Genomic DNA, 22,660 nt, shown 5'->3' on the forward strand with positions numbered 1-22,660 from the left:
TTCCAGTTTCTAGCCTTCGTAGATCGCGGTGCTGTGGAGGATGGTTCCGTTGGCCCTGCCGTCCTCGTCGCCGAAGCCCCCGTCGGTCACGTGGTACGTGGCCATGGTGTACTTCCCGTCGGCGCTCGTGCCGTAGCTGACCTTCCCGGTGAGGTCCTCCTCGACCGCCCGGTTCACGACGGTGGCGAGCCTCAGCCGACCGGTGTCCGGGTAGAGCTTGGTGAGTTTCAGGGTCACCCTGGTGGTGTAGCCGGTGGCCGGCTGCTGGTTGTCGCAGTTGATCCTGAGCCGGACAGTTTCACGCACCACGTGGTCATTTCCCAGGCGATGCGGGGCGTACGGGCTGCTGCCGCCTGCGATGTTGAGGCATTCCTCGCCGAAGGTCAGGGCGACGGTGCTGCCAGAGGACTGCTTGATCGGCAGTCTGCGAACCGGGGCCTTCGTGGCCGGGGCCTGCTGTTTCTGCCACACCCGGACGTGGTCCACCTCCATGACGGCGGGGAGTTTGTCGAGCGATTGGTTGGCGTCGCTGTGGGGTCGCAGATAGGTTCCGCCGACCGCCATGTTCAGTCGGAGGTAGAACGGGATGTTGAACGGCCCGGGGTGGGACGTGGCATTCGGGGAGCGGAAATTGTCGATGGTGTGGAACAGTTTCCCGTCGAGGTAGTACTCCAGCTTTCCGGGCTCCCACTTGACACCGTAGGTGTGCCACTGGCCGACGTCGGCGACGGGGGCGTGTCCCGGCTGCTGGCGGCGCTTGGAGTCGTTGATCCCCCAGTGGGCGTTCGCGGCGATGAACTTCTTGTCGAAGCCCTTGGCCTCGAAGACGTCGATCTCGCCGCTGCGCGGCCACGAGCCGTATGTGCTCTTCTCAGGACTCATCCAGAAGGCCGGCCACGTGCTGCTGCCATTGGTGGGCAGCTTGACGCGTGCCTCGAAGTAGCCGTAGGTCCAGGAATGCCTGTTCTTCGTCTGGAGGAAACCCGAGGTGAAATCCTTGACCTGGCCGCCGCACCTGGTGCCGGGTTCGTGGAGAGCGGTGATCTTCAAGGTGCCATTGCCCACTGACACATTGTCGCTGTCCTTGGTGTAACAGTTCTGCACCCCGGATGACCCCCAAGGGCCGGTCTGGTATTCCCATCTGCTGGAATCTATTTCACTGCCGTTGAATTCATCCTGCCAGACCAGAGCGTAGTTCTGGTCCACTGGCGTGGTGTTGGCCCGTGCCCTCTCGACCGCTGTGTCGGTGAACAGTGTTCCAGCCCCGATCAGGCCTGAGATGAGGGCCAGGGTGGTTGTTCTTCTCATCAACTTCCGAATCCGATTCATGGACTGAAGCTAACATGGACCGCGGGTTCCTGCGACCCATGATGGAGGCTGCTCATGGCGGTTCTCGCACACCATTTCGCCCGCAGGCCGAGCTCGGGCACGCAGCGCCTGAATGTCGGGACCCGGGGAGCATCCGATGGATGCCGTTGCCGGGAGCTCGACGCCACGGGCTCATGCACTCGCGGCCCGTCAGCTCTGCCACCACTCGGCCGGGACCGTCGCGTTGTCGCCGTTCCAGGCCAGCCGGAGCGCCGGGGCGCCGTCCTTGGTCTGGGTCAGCATGATGCCGATCCTCGACGCGGTGCGCTGTCCGGGGAACCAGCCGAGTTTCATCTCCCAGCCGGTGGGGGAGAGTCTGGTTCTTCGGCCACGTTGCAGGTCCTCGTGGAGCCAGGCGACGGTCTCGGCCAGTTGCCACGGGGCGAGTCGGGCCAGGAGTTGCCCCGCCGCGGTGGTGTGATCCGGATTCGCGAGCGCTCCGGGTGCGGTCGGGAGGCCCTGCAGCAGCCTCAGCAGCGGCATCTCCACCTGCACCCGGGCCAGCTCGCAGGCCTGACCCCACCGCCCGGTGGCGAGGAGCTCCCGGCAGCGGCGTTCCAGCGCGGTGGCCGACGGCGGTGTCACGGCCGACCACAGGTGCGGGTGGCGGGACCAGTTGTGGCGGACGTTGTGCCGGATCTCGTCGGAGACGGCGACGGTGAACGAGGGCATCTGCTTCAGCGTCGGGGCGCTCGAGATCATGACGCAGGGCTGCCGTCGGCCCCGTGCCACCTCACCGATGGTGGCCAGCAGGACCTTGGTCCTCGGGGCGAGCCGCCCTCGTGCGTCGCGTGGCCAGTGCTCCGCGATCCGCCGCACGTCCAGGTCGGGAAGCTCCAGGTCCACGGTGCCGAGCGACGGGTCCATGACCAGTGCCACGTCGTCCGGGACCGGGTGGCTCGGGGCTGGAGCGGGTGGGGTGATCCGCACCTTCGCGAGGCTGCTGCCCGCCGCCGGGTCGAAGTTCGCGGCACTGACCAGTCGCTCCACGAGGCAGGAGAGGTCGTGCTCCATCCAACCGTTGTGGAGGAGCCCACCATCCGGGTCGGTGATCGACCATCGGAAGTGCCACACCGTCAACGGATCGGGGGTCACGACGAACGGTGGTCCCTCGGGAAGCCCTGCCTCCAGGCCGGGGTATCGCAGTGACATCTCACCGGGGCTCGAGAAGGCCGCCACGAAAGCCTCCACCCACGCCTCGGCCTTCCCCGGCACCGTGACCTCGAGCCGCCCCGGCTCCGTGCCCGGACCGCACCGGGTCTCGGCTGGCAGCCGTCCGGCGGTCACGGCATCGGTCACGACGCGGCGGATGTGTTCAGCGACCGTTTCCATGGGCAGGAGTGTAGGAAGATCCGGGACGTTCGTCACCACATGGGCTGGCACAAGCCCCGGGTGACGACGAGCGATGAGGAGCCGGGGGCTCCGCCGGCAGAGATGATCAGTGGCCAGCCGTCCGGGCCCAAAAGCGCGCACAGCGCCGTCACCGGGCCGTCGTGGACCGGGTACGGGTCATCCAGCGGCGTTCCGGATGCGGGGTCCCACAGGCGGATGGTCCCAGCGGTGTCACCGGTCACCAGCCCGGTGGAACCGTGGACGTCCACCGGGAGGACACAGCTGATGGCTGCGCCGAAGGAGTTGAGCAGGCCTTCTCCCTCGATGAGGACGTCCACCCGGCCCGCACGTAGTGCGAGCCTGAGCCGCAGCCCTTCGACGGTGAACGGCTGCTTCCTCGGCAGGAAGAACCCTGCCTGGTCGTCCACGGTGCCGAGGAGACGGTCCTCGAGCGGATCGACGAGGTGGACCCTGCGGTCAGTCATCGAGACGGTCACCATCGGACGGATGTGGAAATCCGTGGTGGCAAGCGCCGTCACGGGACCGGTGACGCAGCTGAGGCGACGGTGTTCAGGGCAGGGCAATGGTGCCCCAACCGTCGTCCAGACCCAGCGCGAGTTCCCCCTCGACGAGAGCGGCACCCCACACCGTGACCCCCAGATCGCAGGTGCTGGTCACGGCACCGTCCTCACCGTGGACGACGAGCAACCCAGCGGTACTCACCGAGACCAGGCGCGGGCCGTCAACGACGAGGGCGCGGATGACCGAGGTGTGGGCGGTGATCGCCTCACCGATCTGCTCTCCACTTCCCAGGTCCCACACCCGGATGGTGTGATCACCATCCGCCGCGGCCAGCCGCCACACCCCATCCGCGGTGCTGAACGGAGCAAGGTGTTCCACCGAGTCGCTGTGCCCCCAGAGCCGCCCTTCGACCATCCCGAACAGCGGCCCGGGCAGGGGAGCTCCCGTCGTCGGCTCCCAGCAACGGATCCGTCGATCATCCCCACCCGAGACCAGCCGACCATCCGGGAGGAAGGCCAGAGCGGTGATGCCCTCACCCGGATCCTGCCACGAGGCCAGGAGCCTCCCGGAGGAGAGGTCGTGGACGGTGACCGGCCGGTCGTCCCCCGCCGTCGCCACCTGAGCCTCGCCGCTCACCGCCAGCGCCAGGGTGATGGCGTCGGGACCATCCGGCAGGAGAATCGGGGAACCGATCATCTCACCGGTGCTCGGGTCGAGGACGGTGAGGGTCTCGGGGTCCTCCAGCAGCACCAGGCGACCCGACCGGGCGACGGCGTCCTCGACCCCGTCACGGCGGAACACGACGCCGTCGTCCTCGAGGTCGTGGATGGTCAGGCCGTCATCACCGAGCAGTGCCACCCGAGCCGAGGACAGTTCGACGACCCGGCGCACAGAGGTGCCGATGTGCCAGCGCCTCGACCACGTGGGCAGCGCAGGTGTGATCTCCACGTCCCTCCTCAGGCCTGGGTAAAGTCGACGACGGCCCAGCCGTCCTCCAGACCGAGGGCCAGGCGACCGTCCGGCAGGGCCAGCAGGCTGAGGACGTTCGCCACCTCGGAGGCCGAGCCGGGACGACGGGGGCTGACCGTGGTGACGCGCCGCCACCCGTGTGGCTCCCACAGCTCGATCCGGTCGTGGAAATCCAGGGCCAGGTGATCGCCTGCGGGGAAGGCGCTGCGCAGCCCGCTGCCCGGTTCCGTGCCGAGGGTCACGATCTCCTCACCGGCCCGGATGTGCCACACGGTGGCTCGCCCGCCGGAGTCGACGCTGATCGCGACGGGACCGACCCCGGGGAGGTCGGCCATGGCCGCATTCCAGTTGGCCTCCCAGCTGTGCAGCAGGGAACCGGAATCCAGGCTCCAGCACTCGAGGTCCTGGTCCAGGACGGCGACAGCGAGCCCACCACCGTCGGGGATGAACGGCAGCAGCGTGGTGAACTCCGGGGAGACCTGGACGTCGCGCCCGACCCGTTCCCCCGAGTCGGGACACCAGGCACGGATGGTGCCGTCGCTGCTCCCGGCGACCAGCAGCGTGTTCCCGGCGCGGCTGGGCAGGGTCTCCAGCGCGACGACCCGGTGGCCGACGAGTTCGAGCGGCGGTGCGTCGGACTCGCCGGTCGTGGCGTCGATCAGGTGGATGTGCCCGTCCTCGGCCACGGCCAGCCTCGGACCGGAGGCGGTCTCCAGCCCGAGCACGGCGACCACCGGACGGGGGGAGTCGCCGAACTGGACGGGGTGCCGTACCAGATGTCCCTCCTCGGGGTCCCACAGCTGCACCGAGTCGATGTTGAGCGACGACACCAGGCGTGGTCCACCATCGATGTCGAGGCAGGTCAGTGAACGGGCCGCCTCGCCCAGGAGGGCGTGACGGGAGGCGTCGGGCAGCGCCTGGAACGGGCCCACCAGCAGGGCCCCGGTGTCGGCGTCCCACACCCGCAGCACCTCCTCGGCGGTACAGGTCACCACCTGGACCCGTCCCTTGACGGTGTAGCTGGCCAAGGCGACGGTGCCAGGGGTCGCCTCGCCGAGATCGACGGCATCGGGGGCCGTGATTCGGCGGTAGCGGATCCGGTGCCGCATGCGTGATCGTCCTGTCGTCCGGCATCAGGTTGTGGATTGAACCGAGGCTACCGGGTGCCGTCGCGTCGCGGGGGCGGATGTTGTCAGCCAGTAGGCTTGAGGACATGAGTGTGAGCTTCCGGGCGGTCGTCACACCCCACGGTCCGGCCGGGGGCATCGAGTTGACCGAGGAACAAGCTGCTGCCCTCAGCGCGGCGAAGCAGCCACCGGTGGTGGTCACGATCGGGCAGCACAGTGTGCGGGCCCGGGTGTCACGGATGGGTGGTTCACCGTGTGTCTTCCTCAGCAGGGCCAGCCGGGCAGCGCTCGGGGTGGAGATCGGCGACGAGGTGGAGGTCACCGTCGCCCTCGACCTCGGGGAACGGGTGATCGTCCCACCACGCCCCATCCAGGAGCGGCTCGACGCCGATCCGGCTGTGCGGAAGGCCTGGGAGAAGCTCTCCTACAGTCACCAGCGGGAATGGGCGATGGCGGTCGACGACGCGAAGAAGGATGAGACCAAACAACGTCGCGTGGACCAGATGGTGAAGAAGTTGCTGGGCTGACTCAGCGGTTCAGCTCCAGCCTGAGCCAGCCGTCCCAACGAGTGAGCGCCAGGGAACCGTCCGGCAGCGCTGCGATGACGTGCGCGTCGACCTCTGCATGGGAGAGTTCCTGACCGGTCTCCGGGTCCACGTGGTGGAGGGTGCCGATGTCGGTGAGGTACACCACCGTGTGGTCGGGCAGCGCCGTGACCGAGATCGGGGAACCGCCACCTCGGGGCATCCAGCTGACCAGCAGGGTGCCGTCGTCGCCGTCGAACAGCAGCAGCTCGCCGTCCTCGGAGGCCGCCGCCACCCGGGGCCTGCCCCGCCGGGAACGGAACGCGACCAGACCGACCACCCAGCCATCGCACACGTGAGCCGCGACCTGGCGGCCCTCGGCGTCCCAGAACCGCACGGTACCGTCCTGACCACAAGTGACCAGGCGACGGTGCCCGGCCCGGTCGCTCCAGGCCACGACCTGGCGCACCTCGTCGTCATGGTCCATCAACGCCCCGACCTGCCTGCGGGTGCTGGGGTCCCACACCCGGACGGTGCCGTCCTCACCACCGGTGGCGATCAGGAGCTGTTCTCCCTCCCGCCACGCCGTGACGGCCAGGACGCCGGGATGTTGGTCGTGGGCCAGCCAGGAGGCGATCCTGTCCTCGGGGTCCGTGGCCGCGCGATCCCAGATCCGCACCGTGCCGTCGCCGTATCCGACGACCACGCGGGTGGCATCCAGCGCGACCCCGCACAGCGCCTCGGCCTTGGAGGTGAGTGCCGGTCCCACCGCGTGTCCCTCGGCCAGATCCCACTCCCGCACCCTCTTCCCCTCGCCGAGGAACACGTGTCGGTCATGGGTCGGGACCAGCCAGGTGCTCCTCCCGACACGGTGGGGCGGCACCTCGGACGAGCCGTCGGTGAACGTGATGGCCTCGCCCTCCCTCTGGGCCAGGGCGAGGCGGCCATCGGGGCACCGCGTTGCGTGGGTGACATGCCCGAACGGACCGACGAGTGGGCCTGTGACTAGGTCCTTGGTGGTGGCGTCCCAGGTGTGGGAGGTGCCGTCACCGGACAGGGCGAACAGTCGCGGGCCGGTGGACTCGGGCAGCACCAGCAGCGGATCGACGGAGTGCAGCCCGGGGGCGGTGATGGTGTCGACGAGCTCCCCGCTCAGACCGTCCAGCACCGCGATGGACTGCTCGGTGACCCGGCCGACGGGAACCGCGACCCGCACGTCCTCGCCGATGCGCCACGCGGCGACGGTGGTCAGCGAGCGTTCGATGGGCGGTCCCGGGGGCGTGAACGTGGTCACGAGTCGACGCCGCTTCGCGGTGGGTTCCCAGACCTGCAGGCACCCGTTGCGGTGTGAGACCGCGAGCAGCTGACGGCCGTCGGCGGTGGTGACGGTGGCCAGGCCGGAGACGCCGAATCCCTGCCCCCGCAGCGGGGAGTCCAGCCGCTTCCCGGTGGTGGCGTCGCGGACCTCCACCCCCTCGGTGTCGCTGGCGAAGGCGATCAGGACCCGACCACCCTCGGTCCACGCGGCGAACGGGGTGAAGGGGGAGTGGCGGGTCCTGAGACGTCGAAGCTGCTGACCGGTGACCAGGTCCCACACCGACATCTCGCCGTCGGGATGAGCGAGCGCCACCTCGAAGCCGGACAGCAGGCACAGGTTCGAGACCCTCTCCCCGACGGTGACCCGGGCGGTGATCTCCCCGGAGGCGGTGTCGATCACCCGGAGATCCCCCTCGAAGGAGACCGAGACCAGACGTGACTCACCGGTGGGGGTCTCCCAGGCGATCATCTCCTGGGACGTCCCGGTGCCCTTGATCGTGACCCCGGTGTGATGGGCGCGTCGTGCGCGTCGGGCGAGCCGCCACGGCCCGAGCACGACTCCGGGGACCAGCGGATCGGTCCATCGTTGCAACTCGTCGGTCATCGCCCCTCCCTCGCCTGTGCGCCAGACCCGGCACATGCAAAGGTAGCGCTGAGCCGGATCCTGTTCTCAGCTCTGCGTGGGGGATTTTTGGAGGACACGGCGCACGGGGATGCGGCGACGCCACGGGACCGGACTGTGCCGCATCCGGCGGCACACCGGCCAGGTCAGCTCCCCAGTCGGGAACGGATCTCGGCGGCGCAGCGAGCTGGGCCATCCTGGGTGCGGAACAGCTCGGCCATGCGGGCCGCCGCCTGGTGCGTCGCCCGGTCCTTGAGCAGCCACGTCACCGCTTTCGCCCAGTCGGTGCGTGCCGCCTGCCTGCGTGTGACGAGCCTCGCATTGCCGAACTCCACGCATCGGGTGACGTTGTAGCGCTGCTCGAACTGCAGCGGGATCCCGATGAAGGGCCAACCGCTGGCGCAGCTGGTCTGCACGGTGCCCTCGCCGCCGTGGGTGATGGCGACGTCCACCAGGTTGCCGAGTTCGTGCACCGGCAGCCAGTCCGTGACGTGGACGTTGCCCGGCAGCGCGGCGATGTCCTCGTCGCTGAGGTAGAGCCTGGTCGGGGAGAGCACCGTCACGTCGGCCCGGGAGAGGCCGTGCAGCACCTGCAGCGCCAGGCCCCGGTTGGCAGAGCTGCCCATCGCCACCAGCACGACGGGCCGCCCTGCGTCACGGATCCGGGCGACCTCGTCGGGGATCGGGAGGTCGAGCTGCGCGTACAGCGGGCCGACGGCGACGTGGGTGTCGTCGAGGGTGCACCAGTCCGGGATGAGCTCCGGCGGCGAGGCCAGCAGGTTGACGTCGGCGTCGATGAACCTCACCATGCTCCGCGGCAGGTCCAGACCACACTCCTCGGCGACGGTGGTGAAACTCCGCGGGATGGGGATCGCCCGGGACAGCACGGTGCGGATGAACCACGCCCAGCCGCGATCCGTGAACCGCTGCCAGACGGTGCCGGTGGGCAGGAACCCGGTACGGCGCATCTGGGTCATGTGGGGCAGCGAGTAGGCGAACGGTTTGGCGTAGTACAGCGGCACCCCCTCGGCGCGGGCGGAGATCAGCTGCGTCACCGTCGTCCCGATGACAACCGCCTCGGGGCGCAACTCCCGGATCAGCGCCCGCTCGGAGGCGACACGTTCCCGCACCATCGACGTTGTGAACGGATGTTTCCATCCGCGGCCCTGATCCAGGGCCAGGGCCATGTCCCCCTCCTCGTCGGTCAGCACGGGAGTGAGGGGGCGGTACTCGAATCCCGTGTCGAGGATGGGGGCGATGAAGCGGTCGGAGAAACCGGCGAAGACACAGCGGAACTCCGGCAGCCGACGGGCCACCTCCACACAACGGGTGACCTCCGCGAAGTTGAAGGTCTCCGGGGCGAACAGCAGGGTCCTGGTCATCGTCACCTCACAACATTGGTCCCACGTGCCATTGTTCCGGAACAAGAGAGACAATGCGGCAGCCTGGTGACGCAGGTGGGTCGCTCAGCGGGCCAGGATGAGATCGACGGCGTCGGTGTGGTCCTGGCCCTTCGTGCGCATCTGGTCGAGGCGGTCGGTCAAGGAGGGGATGAGGCCGGGGGCGCGGGTGGCGAGGATGTGGATCAGCAGGGCGTCGCTGGCGTGGTCGAGGAGGGGGCGGGTGGCCTCGGGGTCGAACTGGGCGAGCAGGGCCAGGCAGTGGTCGCGCAGCCGTGGGTCGTCCGTCGTCTCGTGGTACTCGCGGAGTGTGGCGATGCGTGTCGGCCCCAACTTCGGCAGGCCGCCGATCATCCGGAGGTGGAGATTGCTGGTGCGGTGTGCGGTGCCGTCGGCCATGGCCTCGTCGAGTCGGCGGAACAGCTCGCGGGGACCGAGACCGTAGGTGCGCCACGACCTGCGCACGCCGTCGCCGAGGATGTCGTCGAGCCACGCCTCGTACCAGCTGAGGAAGTCGTCGCCGACGATCTCGGGTGGGCCGTCCGGGAAGTCGTGCTCCCAGTTCGAGGAGATGACCGAGCCGCGTGCAGGTCCGGAGAGGATGAGGCCGTGGAAGTCACTGCAGCCTCCGCAGGTGAGGTAGAAGACACCGTGATGGATCCTGTCGAGCAGCTTGTCATGAGCCTTCTCGGAGAGGCCTTTGGTGCTGCCGAAGGTGCGTTTCCACTGGTCCTCGGTGAGGGAGCCGATGAGGGCGTCACGCTTCATCAGCTTCCTGCGGCGACCGTGGTCCTTGCGTTCCAGGGGCATGAGTCCGTAGATCGGTCCGGCCCCGAACCCTTCGTGGAAGTAGCCGGGGCGACCACGTCCGCCGTCGCCGACCTCGGTGACGAAGCGGACGTAGGAGTCGGGGAGTTGGATCTGTTTCCGGGCCTCGTAGCTCCGGACGGTGTCGATGCCGAGGGGTGGATGGAGGATGTAGTCGTGATCGGCGGCGCCGGAGTAGTCGCGGAAGTGGTCGACGAGGCGGGCGACGGCGAGCTTGCGTCGGATCCTCTCCGTTGGACTGGCAATGTCGTCGAGGGGGAAGGCCATGGACGAATCGTGGCACAGGTGCCAGCCGGGATCACACGCGACGGATGAGGTCGACGGCGTCGGCGTGGTCCTGGCTCTTCGTGCGCATCTGGTTGAGGCGGTCGGTGAAGGAGGGGGTGAGGCTGGGGGCGCGGGTGACGAGGATGTGGATGAGGAGGGCGTCGGTGGCGTGGTCGAGGAGGGGGCGGGTGGCGTCGGGGTCGAACTGGGCGAGCAGGGCCAAACAGTGGTCGCGGACCCGCTCATCCCTGGCTGTTCGCCGGTACTCCTGCAGCAGGGCGATCTGCTCCGGGTCGAGGCCGGGGAGGCCGCCGATCAGCTGCAGGTGAAACCGCTTGCGTCGCGCGGCTGTGTCGTCGGCCACACCCGCCGCCAGGTCGTCGAAGAGCTGGCCGGGGCCGCGGCCGGGGTCCCGCCATGCCCGGGGCACCCCGTCGCCGAGGGCATGGTCGAGCCAGGCCTCATACCAGGTGAGGAAGTCGTCCGCGACGATCGCGGGCGGGGTTTCCAGGAAGTCGCCGTCACCCATCGCATGGATCACCGACCCGGCCAGGGGGCCACACAGGATGAGACCGTGGAACGCGCCGCAGCCGCCCTCGCTGACCGGGAGGACGGCATCCTGGATCCGTGCCAGGATGTCCCGGTCCGGGCGGTCGGCCCCATGGAAGACGCTGCGCCACTCGTCGTCTGTCACCTCGCCCGGCGTGATCGTCTCCTGCCAGCTGTGCTCCTCGTGCTCGAGGGGGATGATGCCGTGGCCGGGGCCGGCACCCAGGCCGTCGTTGGTGTGTCCGGGGTGGCGAGGTCCCCCGTCGCCCACCTCGGTGATGAAGCGGACACAGGCCTCCGGAAGGGTGATCCGTCGTGTGGCCTCGAACCGTCGAACGGTGTCGAGTTCCAGCGGTGGATGGAGGACGTAGTCGTGGGATGCCGCCCCGAAGACGTCGCGGAAGTGGTCGACGAGGCGGGCGACGGCGAGCTTGCGTCGGATCCGCTCCGTCGGACTGGCAATGTCATCGAGGGGAAGGGCCATGGGAATGCTGCTGCGCGTGGATCAGACGGTGGGGTGGTACGGCTTCGCCTCGCCGAGCGGCATGCCCGGGCCAAGTTCCGTCCAGCGATCGGCGAAGGCCACGTGCACCTCGTCGAGGTCCTCGTCCTCCTCCGGCTCGTCGTCATCGTCGTCGAGGTCCTCGTCGTCGGCCATCTCATCGGGGTAGTGGTGGGCGACGACCTCGTTGCTGTGCCACCACCGGAACACGAAGTCGGTGAACGAATCCGCCACGCAACACCACGGGGCCTCGGTGATCCTCTCGTCGTCCACGTCCCGGCCGAGCGGGTACGGGGAGGCGACGATGCGGGAGGTGCCGTCGGGAAGCACGAGCAGCGCCCAGTGCAGCATGTCCTGGTGATCCCGCATCAACGCCAGGAGACGACCGCCCAGCCCCTCACGGAACTCCTGGCCCAGGTCGAACTGCACGAAGCTGAACGTCCGCAGCCGCGTCCACAGCCCACGCTCGAAGAACTCCCGGATGTCCTTCGGGCACTCGGCCAGGGCGGGGGAGGAGAGCGCTCCGGAATCGCAGTTGCCCATGTGGGTGGGCCACTCGGGACGCTCCGCCAGCCAGTCCCATCCCGCGGGGGTGGGAATCCCGAGGGCATAGGGATACCCGACGTAGAACGCGACCGTTGCGGCGGCGTCGACCTCCTCGGGGTTCTGGACGGAGATCCACAGGTCCTGCGTTCGGGTCAAGGTCGTCATGGACTCAACCCTAGGGGGGTGCTGATGGGCGACATCCACGGCGGTCGTCTGTGTGACCCCATCCGGGCACCCTCTCATGGGTCGCAACCATCGGGTCAGCGGTGCCGCCAGTTCGCCACTTCTCCGTTGGTCGAGCCGGACCGTGAGCATCAGCGAGCCGTCCGAGTCGGGATCTCCGCAAGGGCCCTGCGATCTCTCACCAGGTCTCGACACGGGCCCCTCCACTGCGTTCCGGATCCAGGCTCGACCAGCGGAAGGAAAGCACCTCGGCGGGACCCCGTGACAGGTCCTAGGCTTGCCCACATGTATCGGAGTGTGGCGGTGGCGGGGTACCGCAGTCTCAGGGAGATCGTCGTCCCTCTCAGGCAGGTCACCGTGGTGACCGGAGCCAACGGGGTCGGGAAGTCGAGTCTCTACAAGGCTCTGCGGTTGCTGGCCGCGTGCGGGACTGGAGAGGTGATCGGGGCACTCGCCCGGGAGGGCGGTCTCAGCTCGGCTCTGTGGGCCGGTCCCGAGTCCCTGACAGCGGTACGACGGGGGCAGCCGCTCGACGGTGCCAACCGAACGGGCCCCGTGTCGCTTCGACTCGGGGTCGGAGCTGACGGGTTCTCCTACCTCGTCGACCTCGGCCTGCCCCAGCAGTCCCACCACAGCGCCTTCAACCGCGACCCGGAGATCAAACGCGAGGCCGTCTGGGGTGGCCCCGTCATGCGGAAGGCCACCCTCGTCGCTGACCGCCGAAACGGCCACATCTCACTGCACGACGCGGCCGGAGGTGAGCCGTCGTCGGTCCCCAGCCATGCGTCGATGCTGTTCGAGGTGCCGGAACTACGGCCCCTGCGTGACGACCTCGCGTCGTGGCGTTTCTACGACTCGCTGCGCACCGACGCCGCCGCCCCGGCCAGGCGACCCCGGATCGGCACCCGCACCTGGACGCTCTCCAGCGACGGGGCGGATGTCGCCGCCGTGCTGCAGACCATCGTCGAACACGGCCGCACCGACCTCGACGCCCTCGTCGACGACGCCTTCCCCGGCAGCCGCGTCGAGATCCAGGTGGACAACGGGGTGTTCGAGCTGACCATGACCCAGCCCGGGATGGTGCGCCCCCTGACCGCCGCTGAACTCTCCGACGGCACCCTGCGCCACCTCATGCTGCTGGCCGCCCTCCACGCGCCGCGCCGCCCACCCCTGATGGCCCTCAACGAGCCCGAGACCAGCCTCCACCCCAGCCTCATCCCGGCCCTGGGGCGGCTCATCGCCAGCGTCACCGACACCCAGGTCGTCGTCGTCACCCACTCCGCGGCACTCATCGACGCCATCGTGGCGGCGGTCGCGGATCACGCCGTCGTCGAACTGGTCAAGGACCACGGCGAGACGGTGGTCAGCGGACAGCAGCTGGGGGATCGGCCACCGTGGAACTGGGGAGGTCGCTGACCCGACTCGCTCCAACAGGATTTCGCCTGTCTTGGGTGGGAAATGCCTGCCTTGTTCGGAATTGCCTGTCTTATTAGACAGGCTATTCGATTTAAGGCAGGCGAACTGTACTCAAGACAGGCGAAACCGCTCAGGCAGCTCGATGATCGCCCAGCCGTCCTCGAAGCCGACGGCGAGCGCCCTGTCGGGCAGGGCCGCCAGCGACACCAGCCTCACCCCGAGATCGGCCTTGAACAGTTGCTCCCCCGTGGCGAGGTCCCAGACCCGGATGATGCTCCCGTTCCCGCAGGTGGCAAGCCAGTCGGAGCCCGCCGGGCCTGCCAGTGGGACCGCCTCGGTCTGGTCCTTCGAGCCCGCCAGTTGGGGCTCGGACGGGGTGAGGTCGGCATCGGCGATCCGCAACCCGGTGAAGGTGAAGTGCTCGGCGAGCCGGATGAACGCCAGCCTCCCACCCGGCAGGACAACGGCCTCATCGAAGAACCCGTCGCCCGGCACCGGGTGGGTGCTCCTCTCGCCCGTGGCCGGGTTCCAGATGATGAAGCTCCGGTAGAAGATCATGCCGATCCTGGCCCCGTCCTCGCCCGGCAGCCAGACCACGTGCTCCACGTCGTCGTAGCCCTCCTCGGTCAAGGTGAGGGAGTCCAGCTTCTCCCCCGTGGCGGAGTCCCGCAGGTCCACCGTCGGGCCCAGGCCGCGACAGGCCAGCCTGGTCCCGCCGGGCTCCGGATCCAGGCAGGAGTACTGCTCATCCGTGTGGAAGGAGTGGGTGACCGCTGCCTGCGTGGGGTCCCACACCGTCACCTGACCCTCCTCGTCGAGGCGCAGCAGGGTGGCGGTTCCGTCCGGGCCGACGTGGACGGCGTGGTCGTCGATGTCACCCTCGAAGGCATGGACCAGGGCCCCGGTGCTGGCGTCCCAGACCCCGTTCAGGGTGGCCAGCAGCCCGGCCCCCGAGCCCGTCGGAAGGTGTTGGACCAGCCCCGGGTAGCCCTCACACCCGGTGAAGTCCTCGGGCCGGTGGTCCCGCGCCTCGGCGAGATCCCAGATCCGGATGGTGCCGTCGGTGCTGGCCGCAGCCAGGGATCGGCCCTCATTGAACACGACCAGGCGATCCACTCGCCCGACGTGGCCGGTGGGGAACTGGTGGAGCACCTTCCCCGAGGCGAGGTCCCAGATCCTGATGGCCGGATCGTCAGCGCACACCACATTGTTGGAGACGACGGTGACCAGCCGGGTGGCGCCGTCGTCGTCGAACCAGGTGAGTGTGGACACCTCGCCGCCCTTGTGCTTGAACGGCTTGCCGACCCGCTCCCGGGTGGCCGGGTCGACGAGCAGGACACGCCTGTCGTCGTGGACCACCGCGAGCAGCCCGTCGGGCAGCACCGTCAGGGCTCGGCAGGAGTCATGGGGCAGTTTCACCACGTTCCCGTGTTTCTCGCCCGTGAAGGGGTCCCAGAACTGGATGAAGGAACGGTCCTTGTGGAAGTCGGCGGCCAGGGCCGACAGCAGGGGCTGTCCCTCGACCTGAAGGAAGGTGAGGTCGGTGAGGTCGCGTTTCTTCTCGCGGATGGGTGTGCCGATCTGCTCCCACGTGGTCGCATCCCAGGTGAGGATCAGGTCGTGGCCCTTCCTGCCGTAGCACAGTGCGGAGACGAAGGCGCGTCCGTCGTGGCGCCAGCTGATGACCTGCCGCACCGCGTCGACGTCGACCTGGGTCGGATTGCCGACCTGCTCACCCGTGACGGGGTCCCACACCCGCAGGGTGGCGTCGTCGCTGCCGGTGACGATCCGGTCGTCGACGAGGCAGAGCCCCAGGATGTTGGCCTCGTGCCCCTTCAGCCGGGCGAGCTGTGTGTTGGTGCTGGGGTCCCAGATGCGCACGGTGTGGTCGTCACTGCTGCTGACCAACAGCTCCCGACCGTCAGGGGCCGTCACGGCGACGAGGTTGGTCACCCACTTCTTGTGGCCACGCAGCACCCGGTGGGGGACGGCGGGGAGCCTGCGGGCCGCCCGAACCCGCCACCGGGTGGGGTCGGTGGCAGGCGGCAGGACGGGGGAGAAACGGGCGGCCTCCAACTGTGCTCGGCCCTGAGCATCATGCGCTTTCATCACGGTCCAAGAGTGTAGAGGCGACGGTTCCTGCCGTCGTGTGAGTGATCACGAACCGCCGCTTTGCCTCCACGAGCCGCCGATGTCAACCCTGCCAACGAAGCAGAACGGCGGTTCGTGCCCATGGGGTGGGGGGTGAGTGTCCGGCTCGCGGAGGTTCCGGGGGAAGGCACGGACGGTGAGGGACGTGGGGGAGGGGAGGTCAGGTCAGGTCGATGATGGCCCAGCCGTCGCTGAGCCCCACCGTGACGCCCCCGTCCGGCAGGGCCGCGACCGTCGTGAGGTGGGTGCCCAGCTGCAGGAATCGAGGCTCCGCGTCGGCATCGCGGACGGCCACCGTGCCGTCCCGCCACCCGGCGACGAGACGACCGTCCCGAGCATCCAGACCCTCGATGGGTTCGTCGATCTCGTGACCCTCCAGCAGGCGTTGCCGGGCGGGGAGGAGTTCCCGCCCCCACGCACCGGCCACCACGTCGAGGAATCGGACGGAACCGTCGGGGCAGGCTACCGCCGCCCCACCGTCGAAGCCCACCACCCACGGGGCCGTCACCGTGTCGCCGTCGGGGATCCTGACCGGCTCCCCGCATCGACGACCCGTCGCGGCGTCCCGCACCTCGACGATGCCGGACAGGTGGGTCGCGACGACGCGGTCACCCTCCGGGGTCTCGACCATGACCTCGGCGAACGGGTGGTCGGACAGGTCGCGGGGAGGCGCCACGTCGAAGCGATCACCGTGGGTCAGCAGCACGCCGGGGAACCCGACCTCCACCGCCACGGGGTCCCGCACCTGCCGTCCCGTCCTGACATCCCACACCCGCAGCGTGTCGTCGTGGGAGGCCGTGGCCAACAGCTCCCTCGTCCCGGCCACGGCCACGACGTGTTCCGTGTGCCGATCCGTCACCTCCCTGACGCGGGCATCGGGCGCGACGACCCGGAGCTCGTACTCCGTGGCGACGGCGACGTGGGGCCGCCCGGCCTCGTCCAGCCAGGCCGCCACCCCATGGACCGGGTCCCTCGGGCCCACGGGGATCCGGGCCGTCTGTGTGCCATCGCAGACGACGGTGAGCCAGCCCTCATCGTCGCCGAGGACAGTGATCTGACGACCGTCGGGGCAGCCGACGGTGGCGGTCACCGGCCAGGGGAACGGGTCGTCTGCCGCCCGGACGAACGGCACCACCGCCAGCTCCTTGCCACTCCAGGCGTCCCAGGTACGGCGGGTGCCGTCCTCCTCGCTCCAGCTGACCACGCGGGGAGGTCCGTCGAGGATGGTCTCCAGCTTCCAGATCGGCCCCTCATGACCCGGCCAGCTGCCAACCGTGGTACCCGTGGTCGGGTCCGAGACGTGGATCACCCGGTCCCAGCCACCGGTCGCCAGGAGGGGGCGGCCGTCGGGGCCGGGAAAGCAGGTTGCGGCCAACTCCGCGTCGGAACTCCCCGACGGGTACTGCCGCACCAACGTCGCCGTCGTCGGGTCCCAGACCCGCACGTCGTCGTCCTGACTCACCTGGGCCAGCAACCACCGACCATCGTGCTGGAAGGCCACCACGTCCATGGCCAGGCACTCCCAGCCGGAGGCGAGCCCCAGATGCGGCACCTGGGGTGCACGTACCGCCGCGCGGACCCGCCAGGCGCCGCCGTCGGGTCCCCGGTCCGGGCCGTCGGTGAACCATGCGGCGGCCAGCTGAATCATGCCCGGCAGGTCGGCGGGGTCCGCGTCGTGGAACCGATTCCCCAAGGCCCGTCGACCAAGTTCTGCGGGGCTCACCGGCTGGCGTCCCAGGCTGCGATGACCCGGTCCCAGACCTCATCATCGGTGCGGCTGGAGTCGGTGGCCTCCCCGGTGGTGGTGGACTCCAGGTACAGCTTGGCCTCCGGGAGACCGGCGATGCGGAAGGAGATCCTTGTGGTGCCAGCCCAGGGCAGGGTGCGAAGCAGTCGGAAACCCTCTTCCCATTCGGCCTCGGTGGCCTCCGGGTTCAGGGTCACCCCGCGAGGGGCGAAGTCACTCCACCGGAGGTCCACCATGCCGTGCCTCTGGGCCTCGCGCAGCGTCGGAAGGATTCGTTTCAGCTCGGAGCCGTGCCCTGAAGCCTTCACCACGGTCTTTCCCCCTTCGGCGCACTCGACCACCAGCTCGGTCACGTCGGGGATCGAGGCGATGGCCTCGGCGCAGTGCTCGACGGCGATTGTCAATTCGACCGTGCCACCGATGGAGACGTGTTCGACGCCGGGAACAGCCAGCAGCTGCTCCAGCAGCGGGTAGGACTCCTTCAGGGAGGAAGCGGGGTGGAGGGTGAACCGGTCGGCGTGGACGGCCTCGGCCCTGCCCAGGATGTCCAGGGCCCTGCGGGCTTCGTCGAGGCTGACATCACCCAGCCAGTACTCGTACTCCTGGTAGCGCTGGGGCCTGATCCCGGCCTGGTGGAGCCGTGAGACGGCTTCCTGCTGGGAGCGGATCCGATGCTTGTCACCGGGGCCGACGAAGGAGACCGACTCGGGGTCGGGTTCGAGGGTGCGAAGCACCAGCTTGTGATCTTCTGGCAGGTCGTCGGCGGATGCGAAGTTCACCGGGTCGTGGTGGGTCAGCTCCTCGATCGGTATGGTCCTCGAACCATCCCTCCTGAGATGCCGTGCGGCATCCTCCACCTTCGCCAGGTCGGTGAAACCGATGCGTCGAGCCGTTGACGTCCCGGGGAAGGGGGCCGTGGCCCACCCCCACAGCTGGTGGGCGAGTTCGTCGCTGTCGCGGGCATCGAGCTGCAACTCGACCTTCCCGTCGTCCTGTGGCCAGGACATCCTGGCTTCCAGGTACCGGGGATGCTCCATGTGCTCGGTCAGCTGTGTGAACTCGAAGAAGAAGCGTCGGGCCGCCTTGGCATCGGGTACCTCGACGCTGACCCGCGCCCCCACCACAGCGGAGGGAGGGGTGTCATCCCGTCTGGTCACCTCGTATTCTGCCTGCCAATCGGACGTGGCGGCCCACTGCTCGATGCGTTGCAGGGCTTCTTCCTCGCTGAGCTTCGGAGGTGAGGTGCAGGCCCCGAGGAGCAGCAGTGGCACGGCGACGAGCAGGCGCAGCAGTTTCATGGACCCACCCTATGCAGGCGTGGGTCCATTAGAGTTCACGGCGTGACCACTGTTCTGCTTCTCGGCTCCGGTGGGCGCGAGCACGCGCTCGGCCGGGCCCTCGCACCCGACAGCACCCTCCACGTCGCGCCCGGCAACCCGGGGCTCGCCGGGCTCGGCACCTGCCACGACGTCGATGCCAGCGACCCCGACGCCGTGGTCACCTTGGCCCATGAGGTCGCCGCTGACCTGGTGGTCATCGGCCCCGAGGCCCCGCTGGTCGCCGGGGTGGCGGATGCGTTGCGCGAGGCCGGGTTCCCCTGCTTCGGTCCCTCGGCCGAGGCCGCCCGGCTGGAGGGCTCCAAGGCCTTCGCCAAGCAGGTGATGGAGGCGGCCGGGGTGCCGACGGCCACCGCCCGGGTCTGCACCACCGCCGACGAGGCCGAGGCCGCCCTCGATGAGTTCGGGGCACCGCACGTGGTCAAGAACGACGGCCTGGCCGCGGGCAAGGGGGTCGTCGTCACATCGGACCGTGCCGCCGCCCTGGCCCATGCGAAGACCTGCGGCACGGTGGTCATCGAGGAATACCTCGACGGCCCGGAGGTGTCCCTGTTCGCCATCTGCGACGGCGTCACGGCCGTACCGCTGCTGCCCGCCCAGGACTTCAAACGGGCAGGCGACGGCGATACCGGCCCCAACACCGGCGGCATGGGGGCCTACTGCCCGCTGCCCTGGGCCCCCGAAGGGCTCGTGGACCAGATCATGGCCGAGGTGATCCAACCGACACTGGCCGAGATGAGGCGACGCGGTACCCCCTTCGTCGGGCTGCTCTACGCCGGGCTCGCCCTGACCGGCCGGGGGCTCAGGGTGGTGGAGTTCAACGTGCGTTTCGGCGACCCCGAGACCCAGGCCGTGCTCGCCCTGCTGGAGACCCCGCTGGTCGACGTGCTCGCTGCCGCAGCCCGGGGCGAGCTCGCCACACTGCCCCCGCTCTCCTGGCGCGACGGTGCCGCCGTCGTGGTGGTCGAGGCGGCTGAGGGCTACCCCGGCACCCCTACCGCAGGGGGTACCATCGCGCTGCCAGCCGACACCGAGCAGGCCTGGACCGTCCACGCGGGAACCCGCATGGAGGGAGAACAGTTCGTCGCCTCAGGCGGGCGGGTGCTCGGCATCGTCGGGCTGGGGGAGGACCTGGAGGCCGCCAGAACACAGGCCTACGCGCACCTGGCCCAGGTGGACTACGCGGACGGCTTCCACCGCTCGGACATCGGCGTCCCGCACTGAGCTCGCAGGAGGAAACGCATGGGACGAATCACAGTGATGCTTGACGATGCAGCAACCGTTGCTGCCCGTGAGCTGGCCCAGCGGGAGCAGCTGACCTTGGGTGGGGCCGTCTCCACGCTGGTGCGTCGAGGAGCCAGGATCAGTGACGAGTACAGGGAGCCGACAACCAGCGAGTTCAGCCAGCTCGGACGCCGACCGGGTCACCGGCTGACCAGTGAGAACGTCCATGCCCTGATGGATGAGGACATCTGACGACGCGACACCCTGTGTTCAGGGGAGGGACGCTCACCACGACGCTGTGCCGCGGATCAGGGGTCCGATCTGGCCAAGAAGTCCCGGGTACCTGGCCTGTGTCAGTGTGACGTCACGAAAGGGGCTCGCCTCGAGGACCGTCGTCGTGTCCCGGCACGGGTCACACCCACGGTCAAGAAGCTTCGTCAGCGGGGTGGCGAGACGCTGGATGCGCCGGGCCCACGTTCCAGCAGGTGCTGCGACGTGTTCACTGACATGCATCACACCTTCCGGTGTGAGGACTCGATGCGCCTCACGCAGCACCTGTGCCGGGTCATGGACGGAGCACAGCACCGTGGCGCACACGATCACATCGACGCTGGCGTCCTCGAGCGGGATGGCCTCGGCCGGAGCAGTCAGCAGCCGGGAGCCGGAACGCTCCGCAACACGGCTGCGCAAGCTGCTCGTCGGGTGGGGCTCCAGTGCGATCCATCGAGTCGTGGCAGGTAGCAGCCGTCCCAGAGTGCCGTTGCCAGCCCCGAGGTCGAGGACCGTTCCTCGGCACGTCGCCGCGACGTGGGCCAACCACTGCTGATGTGGCACAGGCCCTCTGGGACTCCGGGTGGCAGCCATGTCACCATGATATTTCACGCTGTGGGAACCCCCGTGGGTGAGCTCCGGCGCCTGCCGAGCCTGTGCTCCCCCTCAGCGGGTGGCCTCCGCCAGCGGTACCTCCGGGTCGGGTTCATGGGTGATGCGGTTGCGGATGTCGCGTCTGACCACCTCGATGGACCACACCCACAGGATGTGCCCGAAGCACTCCGAGAAGTGCTCGTCCCAGGTCTGGCCACCCTCGACCCACGGGAACGGGGTCGGGACCAGACCGGTGAGAGGCATCAGCAGCACGTGGAAGAAGATCCACGCCAGGAAACCGAAGACCGCGCCCTGCCACAGCTTGATGCGTGGGAAGTACTCGGCGACGATGCAGTAGAACAGCGCGATCACGATGGAGAACGCGAAGTGGACGATGAACGAGTAGATCGGCCTGGGGTTCCCGTTGAAGAAGATCAGGGCGTGTGACTGCTCCGGGCTCATCCCGAACCACAGCTCCAGCATCGTCTGCGGTGGGTTCGTGGCGTCACGTTCCGGCGTGCGGGGTGGGAACGGGACCTCCCAGCCGAACTTGACGATGGCCGAGAACATCCCGGCGATCAGCCCCACCAGGGCCGCGACTCCGATGCGGCGCCTGGCGGGATCGGTGTGACCGAGCAGTCGAGGGATGAGAGCGGACATGAGACCTCCTGTGGTGCGTGACCGCGACGCCGGACGACACCGTCACGGCCACTCCTGAGTTCAGGATGCCGGGACGACAAAGATGTCGCCATCGTGGAGATGACACGTAGGATGGCGGGGTGAGCACGCTCACGATGCCGACCATCGACACGAGAATCTGCGTTCCACAAGGTGCTTCGACATCCCGAGGTGATTTTCCATGCGTCGTCGAGATCTGCTGCAGTTCGCCGCCGTGGCCCTGGCTGCCGGGCCGGCAGGCTGTGCTGCCCCGCGACCGGAGACCACCGAGTCTCCCAGCCGAGCCGTGACCACCCCCGCAGGCACCGTCTCCCCGATGAACCTGCCGGAGACCACCGCACCCCCCAGCGAGGACGGGGCCACCCCCGCGAGCACTTCGTCCCCGACGAATCCGCCGGAGACCACCGCAGTCCCCAGCCCGGGCACGACCCCTCAGTTCCGCAGCAGCGACGGTCTCGTCAGCCGATACCGTTTCGACGAGGCCCCGACCAGCACCCGACCGACCGGGATCGTGATCTATCTCCACGGTGACGGACACGGCGAGTTCGAGCCCGGCTCCACCGTCCTCGACGACTACGCCGCCGTCGCCCGGGACAACGGCATGTCCATGCTGGCCCCCCTCACCCCGGACCAACGCACCCACACCTGGTGGCAGGACGAGTCATCCGGCCACTGGCTGCGGGAGCTGATCGACCACGTCAAGGCCACCCATGACATCGACGACTCCCGGGTGTGGCTGGCAGGTTACTCCGGTGGCGCCGAGGTCATCACCAACGTCCTGTTGCCGGACCATTCCGACCTGTTCACCGGCGGCGGGGCCGTCCTGGTGGGCGGGGGCAGTCTCGACTCCGAGGTCGTCTTCACCACGCAGCCGAGCCCGCAACTGAAGCAGGACTTCGTCATGACCTGGGTGGTCGGTGAGCTGGACACCCCGGGCCGAGGCGGCGCGGACGGCGATTTCGACGCCCTGGCCGAGACACAGGCCGCTGAGCAGGCCTACCAGACCCTCGGCATGACCCACACCGCCGTCGAGGTCCTGCCGGGGGAGACCCATGTCACCTCGGCGGATGACGGTGCCCCGGCTCTCAGGCGTCTGCTCGAGGTCACAGGGCGTCGATGAGGTCACGCAGGGACCGTCTGCTGGCACTCATGCCTTGGTCTCGACACGGGTTCCCTCGCTTCGCATC

Annotated in this window: 20 protein-coding genes; 5 read left to right on the forward strand and 15 right to left on the reverse strand. The window is 68.9% G+C overall.

The window, feature by feature from the left end; translation table 11 throughout:
• Positions 1-9: 9 nt before the first annotated feature.
• The 5 genes from EII34_RS11145 to EII34_RS11165 form a co-directional block, all read right to left on the reverse strand.
• Positions 10-1,308: a glycoside hydrolase family 16 protein gene (locus tag EII34_RS11145; RefSeq protein WP_185711306.1), complete on the reverse strand. Its 1,299-nt coding sequence runs from the start codon at positions 1,306-1,308 to the stop codon at positions 10-12.
• A 210-nt stretch (positions 1,309-1,518) separates the two neighbouring features.
• On the reverse strand, positions 1,519-2,700 hold the full coding sequence (locus EII34_RS11150) for a hypothetical protein (RefSeq protein ID WP_124845240.1): 1,182 nt from the start codon (positions 2,698-2,700) through the stop codon (positions 1,519-1,521).
• A 32-nt stretch (positions 2,701-2,732) separates the two neighbouring features.
• Positions 2,733-3,185 (reverse strand): hypothetical protein, encoded by a 453-nt coding sequence (locus tag EII34_RS11155; RefSeq protein WP_124845241.1) that lies wholly within the window; start codon positions 3,183-3,185, stop codon positions 2,733-2,735.
• 85 nt (positions 3,186-3,270) lie between these two features.
• Complete coding sequence (locus EII34_RS11160; RefSeq protein ID WP_124845242.1) at positions 3,271-4,170, reverse strand: WD40 repeat domain-containing protein; 900 nt, start codon at positions 4,168-4,170, stop codon at positions 3,271-3,273.
• Between the two features lie 8 nt (positions 4,171-4,178).
• Entirely contained in the window at positions 4,179-5,300 is a 1,122-nt protein-coding gene (locus EII34_RS11165) for a WD40 repeat domain-containing protein (protein ID WP_124845243.1), read from the reverse strand.
• Positions 5,301-5,404: 104 nt separating this feature from the next.
• Here EII34_RS11165 and EII34_RS11170 point away from each other — a divergent pair, with 104 nt between their 5' ends.
• Entirely contained in the window at positions 5,405-5,845 is a 441-nt protein-coding gene (locus EII34_RS11170) for a YdeI/OmpD-associated family protein (RefSeq protein ID WP_185711307.1), read from the forward strand.
• Position 5,846: 1 nt separating this feature from the next.
• Here EII34_RS11170 and EII34_RS11175 read toward each other — a convergent pair whose 3' ends face one another.
• From EII34_RS11175 to EII34_RS16020, 5 genes are all read right to left on the reverse strand, one after another.
• Positions 5,847-7,763, reverse strand: coding sequence for a WD40 repeat domain-containing protein (locus EII34_RS11175; RefSeq protein WP_185711308.1), 1,917 nt, complete (start codon positions 7,761-7,763; stop codon positions 5,847-5,849).
• A 164-nt stretch (positions 7,764-7,927) separates the two neighbouring features.
• Positions 7,928-9,163 (reverse strand): glycosyltransferase, encoded by a 1,236-nt coding sequence (locus EII34_RS11180; RefSeq protein WP_221620282.1) that lies wholly within the window; start codon positions 9,161-9,163, stop codon positions 7,928-7,930.
• A gap of 84 nt (positions 9,164-9,247) precedes the next feature.
• Positions 9,248-10,276, reverse strand: coding sequence for a hypothetical protein (locus tag EII34_RS11185; RefSeq protein ID WP_124845246.1), 1,029 nt, complete (start codon positions 10,274-10,276; stop codon positions 9,248-9,250).
• A 31-nt stretch (positions 10,277-10,307) separates the two neighbouring features.
• On the reverse strand, positions 10,308-11,309 hold the full coding sequence (locus tag EII34_RS11190) for an SMI1/KNR4 family protein (protein WP_124845247.1): 1,002 nt from the start codon (positions 11,307-11,309) through the stop codon (positions 10,308-10,310).
• A 21-nt stretch (positions 11,310-11,330) separates the two neighbouring features.
• The gene (locus EII34_RS16020) at positions 11,331-12,038 is read right to left on the reverse strand and encodes a hypothetical protein (protein WP_185711309.1); all 708 of its coding nucleotides are present in this window, start codon (positions 12,036-12,038) and stop codon (positions 11,331-11,333) included.
• A 303-nt stretch (positions 12,039-12,341) separates the two neighbouring features.
• Between EII34_RS16020 and EII34_RS11200 the strand changes: the two genes are divergently transcribed.
• Positions 12,342-13,472 (forward strand): AAA family ATPase, encoded by a 1,131-nt coding sequence (locus tag EII34_RS11200; RefSeq protein WP_124845248.1) that lies wholly within the window; start codon positions 12,342-12,344, stop codon positions 13,470-13,472.
• Positions 13,473-13,583: 111 nt separating this feature from the next.
• Here EII34_RS11200 and EII34_RS11205 read toward each other — a convergent pair whose 3' ends face one another.
• The 3 genes from EII34_RS11205 to EII34_RS11215 all read right to left on the reverse strand — a co-directional run bounded on the left by EII34_RS11205 (position 13,584) and on the right by EII34_RS11215 (position 18,668).
• On the reverse strand, positions 13,584-15,581 hold the full coding sequence (locus EII34_RS11205) for a WD40 repeat domain-containing protein (RefSeq protein ID WP_260425134.1): 1,998 nt from the start codon (positions 15,579-15,581) through the stop codon (positions 13,584-13,586).
• A 202-nt stretch (positions 15,582-15,783) separates the two neighbouring features.
• A complete protein-coding gene (locus EII34_RS11210) occupies positions 15,784-17,316 on the reverse strand; it encodes a WD40 repeat domain-containing protein (RefSeq protein WP_124845250.1) in 1,533 nt (510 codons plus the stop codon).
• 26 nt (positions 17,317-17,342) lie between these two features.
• The gene (locus EII34_RS11215; protein WP_124845251.1) at positions 17,343-18,668 is read right to left on the reverse strand and encodes a hypothetical protein; all 1,326 of its coding nucleotides are present in this window, start codon (positions 18,666-18,668) and stop codon (positions 17,343-17,345) included.
• Between the two features lie 42 nt (positions 18,669-18,710).
• On the opposite strand from EII34_RS11215, the gene purD reads away from it, so the two are divergent.
• A complete protein-coding gene (gene purD / locus EII34_RS11220) occupies positions 18,711-19,931 on the forward strand; it encodes a phosphoribosylamine--glycine ligase (RefSeq protein WP_124845252.1) in 1,221 nt (406 codons plus the stop codon).
• A gap of 18 nt (positions 19,932-19,949) precedes the next feature.
• Positions 19,950-20,183 carry a hypothetical protein gene (locus tag EII34_RS11225; protein ID WP_124845253.1) on the forward strand — a complete coding sequence of 78 codons (234 nt, stop codon included), beginning with the start codon at positions 19,950-19,952 and terminating at the stop codon, positions 20,181-20,183.
• A gap of 33 nt (positions 20,184-20,216) precedes the next feature.
• Here EII34_RS11225 and EII34_RS11230 read toward each other — a convergent pair whose 3' ends face one another.
• Positions 20,217-20,795 (reverse strand): class I SAM-dependent methyltransferase, encoded by a 579-nt coding sequence (locus EII34_RS11230; protein ID WP_124845254.1) that lies wholly within the window; start codon positions 20,793-20,795, stop codon positions 20,217-20,219.
• A gap of 72 nt (positions 20,796-20,867) precedes the next feature.
• A complete protein-coding gene (locus EII34_RS11235) occupies positions 20,868-21,455 on the reverse strand; it encodes a YagU family protein (RefSeq protein WP_124845255.1) in 588 nt (195 codons plus the stop codon).
• Between the two features lie 199 nt (positions 21,456-21,654).
• Between EII34_RS11235 and EII34_RS11240 the strand changes: the two genes are divergently transcribed.
• The gene (locus EII34_RS11240) at positions 21,655-22,593 is read left to right on the forward strand and encodes a hypothetical protein (protein ID WP_124845256.1); all 939 of its coding nucleotides are present in this window, start codon (positions 21,655-21,657) and stop codon (positions 22,591-22,593) included.
• The last annotated feature ends 67 nt before the right edge of the window (positions 22,594-22,660 follow it).

The organism is Arachnia propionica (assembly GCF_003859805.1).
Classification (GTDB): Bacteria; Actinomycetota; Actinomycetes; order Propionibacteriales; family Propionibacteriaceae; genus Arachnia; species Arachnia propionica_C.

Coding starts and splice junctions, on each gene's coding strand:
- EII34_RS11145 (WP_185711306.1), bottom strand. CDS start 1,308: ATGAGAAGAACAACCACCCTGGCCCTCATCTCAGGCCTGATCGGGGCT.
- EII34_RS11150 (WP_124845240.1), bottom strand. CDS start 2,700: ATGGAAACGGTCGCTGAACACATCCGCCGCGTCGTGACCGATGCCGTG.
- EII34_RS11155 (WP_124845241.1), bottom strand. CDS start 3,185: ATGACTGACCGCAGGGTCCACCTCGTCGATCCGCTCGAGGACCGTCTC.
- EII34_RS11165 (WP_124845243.1), bottom strand. CDS start 5,300: ATGCGGCACCGGATCCGCTACCGCCGAATCACGGCCCCCGATGCCGTC.
- EII34_RS11170 (WP_185711307.1), top strand. CDS start 5,405: ATGAGTGTGAGCTTCCGGGCGGTCGTCACACCCCACGGTCCGGCCGGG.
- EII34_RS11175 (WP_185711308.1), bottom strand. CDS start 7,763: ATGACCGACGAGTTGCAACGATGGACCGATCCGCTGGTCCCCGGAGTC.
- EII34_RS11180 (WP_221620282.1), bottom strand. CDS start 9,163: ATGACCAGGACCCTGCTGTTCGCCCCGGAGACCTTCAACTTCGCGGAG.
- EII34_RS11185 (WP_124845246.1), bottom strand. CDS start 10,276: ATGGCCTTCCCCCTCGACGACATTGCCAGTCCAACGGAGAGGATCCGA.
- EII34_RS11190 (WP_124845247.1), bottom strand. CDS start 11,309: ATGGCCCTTCCCCTCGATGACATTGCCAGTCCGACGGAGCGGATCCGA.
- EII34_RS16020 (WP_185711309.1), bottom strand. CDS start 12,038: ATGACGACCTTGACCCGAACGCAGGACCTGTGGATCTCCGTCCAGAAC.
- EII34_RS11200 (WP_124845248.1), top strand. CDS start 12,342: ATGTATCGGAGTGTGGCGGTGGCGGGGTACCGCAGTCTCAGGGAGATC.
- EII34_RS11205 (WP_260425134.1), bottom strand. CDS start 15,581: ATGAAAGCGCATGATGCTCAGGGCCGAGCACAGTTGGAGGCCGCCCGT.
- EII34_RS11215 (WP_124845251.1), bottom strand. CDS start 18,668: ATGAAACTGCTGCGCCTGCTCGTCGCCGTGCCACTGCTGCTCCTCGGG.
- EII34_RS11225 (WP_124845253.1), top strand. CDS start 19,950: ATGGGACGAATCACAGTGATGCTTGACGATGCAGCAACCGTTGCTGCC.
- EII34_RS11230 (WP_124845254.1), bottom strand. CDS start 20,795: ATGGCTGCCACCCGGAGTCCCAGAGGGCCTGTGCCACATCAGCAGTGG.
- EII34_RS11235 (WP_124845255.1), bottom strand. CDS start 21,455: ATGTCCGCTCTCATCCCTCGACTGCTCGGTCACACCGATCCCGCCAGG.
- EII34_RS11240 (WP_124845256.1), top strand. CDS start 21,655: ATGCGTCGTCGAGATCTGCTGCAGTTCGCCGCCGTGGCCCTGGCTGCC.